This window comes from Mesorhizobium sp. M1E.F.Ca.ET.063.01.1.1, from assembly GCF_003998155.1.
In the GTDB taxonomy this organism is placed as follows: Bacteria; Pseudomonadota; Alphaproteobacteria; order Rhizobiales; family Rhizobiaceae; genus Mesorhizobium.
Map to the genome: position 1 here is coordinate 1 of NZ_RZSC01000760.1, position 2,728 is coordinate 2,728.

At 65.8% G+C, this 2,728-nt stretch carries 2 protein-coding genes and 2 pseudogenes; 1 reads left to right on the forward strand and 3 read right to left on the reverse strand.

Features of this window, described 5'->3' with window-relative positions:
• Positions 1-154: 154 nt before the first annotated feature.
• A pseudogene (locus EOA29_RS43415) lies at positions 155-907 on the forward strand (helix-turn-helix domain-containing protein); the annotation flags it as partial.
• Positions 908-1,523: 616 nt separating this feature from the next.
• Here EOA29_RS43415 and EOA29_RS41790 read toward each other — a convergent pair.
• The 3 genes and pseudogenes from EOA29_RS41790 to EOA29_RS31860 all read right to left on the reverse strand — a co-directional run.
• Positions 1,524-1,733 (reverse strand): annotated as a pseudogene (locus EOA29_RS41790) (hypothetical protein); the annotation flags it as partial.
• Positions 1,734-1,751: 18 nt separating this feature from the next.
• Positions 1,752-1,874: a hypothetical protein gene (locus EOA29_RS43905; RefSeq protein ID WP_281059675.1), complete on the reverse strand. Its 123-nt coding sequence runs from the start codon at positions 1,872-1,874 to the stop codon at positions 1,752-1,754.
• Between the two features lie 235 nt (positions 1,875-2,109).
• The gene (locus tag EOA29_RS31860; protein ID WP_245468614.1) at positions 2,110-2,727 is read right to left on the reverse strand and encodes an SDR family NAD(P)-dependent oxidoreductase; all 618 of its coding nucleotides are present in this window, start codon (positions 2,725-2,727) and stop codon (positions 2,110-2,112) included.
• Position 2,728: the final 1 nt, after the last annotated feature.

A 2,728-nucleotide genomic window follows, 5' to 3' on the forward strand; every position in this document is an offset into this window, starting at 1 on the left:
TGTCCGAACCGGATAGATAGGTAACAGAATGGACCGATTAGATGGGTGACAGTTTTCTCGTTTGCCGGGAGGACCGGCGATGGTTTGGCGAGAGACTGGACTCATGGACGAGCGGCTTCGTTTTGTTGCGGAATGCCTATCTGGGGAGGAGACGATGACGCAGCTTTGTGCTGCCTTCGATATCTCGCGCAAGACCGGCTACAAATGGCTTGGACGCTACCGGGAGTTTGGCCCGGAAGGCCTGCACGACCAGCCGCGGGCGCCGCTCGAGCACGGCCGTGCAACGGCAGCGGAGCTGGTGGATCGGATCGTGGCGGAGAAGGAAGCGCATCCGCTGTGGGGGCCGAAGAAGATCATGGCCCGGCTGAAGCGGGCGGAGCCCAACTGCGGCTGGCCGGCGGTCTCGACAGCTGGCGAGATCCTGAAGCGGCATGGGCTTGTCGGGCATCGCCGTGCGCGCTGGAGGGCGGCGGGCAACGGACCATGGCCGGAGCCGGAAGGACCGAACGCGCTGTGGACGGGCGACCACAAGGGCTGGTTCCGGACCGGCGACGGCTGGCGCTGCGAGCCGCTGACGGTGATGGATGGGGCATGCCGCTACCTGTTGGCGCTGGCGGCGATCGGCTCGACGTCGGAGGGTGAAGCCTGGCCGGTGTTTGAGCGGACGTTCGAGGAGAATGGCCTGCCGGATCGGTTCAGAAGCGACAATGGCTCGCCGTTTGCGTCGGTCGGCCTCACCGGGCTGACGCCGCTTAGCGTGCGTTTCATCAAGCTCGGCATCGTGCTGGAGCGCATCCAGCCGGGCAAGCCGCAGCAGAACGGCTGCCATGAGCGCTTCCACCTGACCATGCTGCCGCTGGCCAAGGCGCCGGAGGCCGACAGGGCGGCCCAGGCTCGGGCCTTCGAGGCTTTCCGGCGCGAGTACAATGAGGAGCGCCCGCACGAGGCGCTGGGCATGGACACGCCGGCACAGCATTACCGCCCCTCGACCCGCGCCATGCCGAAGACGATACCGAAGCCGGACTATCCGGCCGAAGCTGCGGTGCGCAGCGTGCGCCAAAACGGCGAGATCAAGTGGAACGGCGACTTCATCTACGTCTCAAAGACATTGGCCGGTGAAGCGGTTGCCGCAACCGAGACCGAGAACGGGCAATGGGCGCTCCACTTCTATACCCATCCGCTCGGCTTCATCGACGGCAGACACAAGAAACTGGTCCGCCGCAGTGCCCTTCAACCCGACCAGACGGCACTGCGGCGGACAGCAACTCAGGGGGAAAACTGTAACCTATGTATCCGGTTCAAAGTGTTACCCATCTATCGGCTGGACACTCGGCGAAGCCGAGACGGAGAGGGGGACAGCGCCCTGCGAAGCCCCCTCTCCGGCCGCTTTGCGGCCACCTCTCCCCCGCTTTCAGCGGAGGCGAGGAATCCAAGCCCAAAGATGCCGGCGGAACAGCGCCCCTTCTGCCCTGCCGGGCATCTCCTCACGGGGGGAGATCGGCAGCTTCACCGCCTGGCGTTTCTTACTGACTCGGCGCAATCGCGTGTTCGCACGACACTTTCGGGTTCATGTCGGCGAAGGTGCCGGTCGGGTTGCTCTTCCAGGCCCAGACATGCAGTTCGTAGAACTCGCCGAGACCGTAGCGGTTGGGCGCGCTGTTGAAGTTGAACAGCTGGCCATCGAGCGATGCCGGACCCTTCGAGGTGATGTATTCGACCGCCACCAGCTTCAGCGTGCCGTCGGCCATCGGCTAGACGCCCGACTGGTCGTTCAAGATGCCGATCTTGACCTTGCCGTCTGAGATTTCGCCAGCCGCCGCCGGCATTGCAGATGCCGCAATGAGCGCGGCCGAGACGAGATAGGGTGCTCTCACTGGTGGTCCTTCCCTCGTGGCCAACCACGTCAAACACGGCGGGCCTCGCAATGGTTCAACAGTTTCGTCCGGATTTTTGGATTTTGGGCTCGATCCCGCCTGCCACTCCTCTTCTCGCGAGACCGCACCACCGCGTGCCTTGGGTGCACGGGCGCGGAGCCTCGCATCACACTTCGTAGGCCGAGAATGCTATTTTCGTAGCAAGGCGTATGGGCAGGTAGGACGCTCGAGCCGTTCACCACGGCAGCTTCATGCCATCGCGGAAGAAGCCGCCCGTCGGACCGTCGTCCGGCAGGGTCGCGGCCCATACGATGCCGGCCGCCCCTGGCGCGACTGGGCGGCTGCCGGGCCCGCCCATGTCGGTCTCCATCCAGTCCGGGCTGATGGCGTTGACCAGGACGCCCGCGTCGCGCAGCTCGGCCGCGAGAATTCGGGTGAGCGCACTGAGCGTCGCCCTGCCGGTCGAATAGGCCGGCGAGCCAGCCTCGGGCGAAACGATGACCAGCCGGCCATGACCGGAGGCGCTGAGCAGCGGCGCGAAGGCGAACGCCACCCGCCAGGCGCCGACGACATAGCTCTCGAAGGCCTTGCTGCCCACCGTCCGGTGGGGATTCAGCGCTCGCGCGGACAACTCGTAGTGGATGGCGGCGTTGTTGACGAGCACGTCGAGCCGACCGAATCGGCGCTCCACCTCGGCTGCAGCAAGGGCTGGCCCATCGGGCGCGGCGACATCCAGCGCGATGGCCTCGACATTGCCGCCGGGTTTCTTCGCCGCCGCCTCGCCCTTGGCGAGGTCGCGCGCGCCGATGAGCACGGTGAAGCCAAGTCCGGCGAGCTGCCGGCCGGTCTCCAGG